The organism is Feifania hominis (genome assembly GCF_014384765.1).
In the GTDB taxonomy this organism is placed as follows: domain Bacteria; phylum Bacillota; class Clostridia; order Oscillospirales; family Feifaniaceae; genus Feifania; species Feifania hominis.
Genome location: NZ_JACRSP010000013.1, coordinates 1 through 672 on the forward strand (window position 1 = coordinate 1; position 672 = coordinate 672).

Annotated in this window: 2 tRNA genes and 2 rRNA genes; all 4 read left to right on the top strand. The window is 50.3% G+C overall.

The window, feature by feature from the left end:
- Positions 1-96, top strand: a 16S ribosomal RNA gene (locus H8695_RS11530); the annotation flags it as partial.
- A gap of 127 nt (positions 97-223) precedes the next feature.
- Positions 224-299, top strand: a tRNA-Ala gene (locus tag H8695_RS11535).
- Positions 300-350: 51 nt separating this feature from the next.
- A tRNA-Ile gene (locus H8695_RS11540) sits at positions 351-427 on the top strand.
- A 164-nt stretch (positions 428-591) separates the two neighbouring features.
- Positions 592-672, top strand: a 23S ribosomal RNA gene (locus H8695_RS11545); the annotation flags it as partial.

Below are 672 nucleotides of genomic sequence, written 5' to 3' on the forward strand. Positions count from 1 at the left end.
ACCGCAAGGGGGGCGCTGCCGAAGGTGGGTCTAGCGATTGGGGTGAAGTCGTAACAAGGTAGCCGTATCGGAAGGTGCGGCTGGATCACCTCCTTTCTAAGGAGAACCGGTCAGAGATGGCCAAGACTTCTATTGGTCGATTGAGAGAGTCTACTCTCCCAGTTACATTGTTTAATTTTGAAGGCCCACGGCTTTCTTACAAAATTGCATAAGACTTTTACACGGGGGTGTAGCTCAGCTGGGAGAGCACCTGCCTTGCAAGCAGGGGGTCAGCGGTTCGATTCCGCTCATCTCCACCACTGGGCTTCTTTTTGGATGAACCAGCCGCCTGTTGTAAAAGCCCGTTACATGGGCTCATAGCTCAGGTGGTTAGAGCGCGCGCCTGATAAGCGCGAGGTCGGTGGTTCGAGTCCACTTGAGCCCACCACAGCTTTCCTGTGAAAGCTGAAGCAATTTTGTTTGCACCTTGAAAATTGAATGAAGAGAGTACGAGGTAAAGCGAAGAAAGAAGAAACGCGGAAGAGTACAATTTCACTGAAGCGACAAACTTTATGAACTTTATGAGGACTCACATAAAGAGAACCGAAAAATGGTCAAGTTACAAAGAGCACAAGGGGAATGCCTTGGCACTGAGAGCCGATGAAGGACGCGACAAGCTGCGATAAGCTTCGG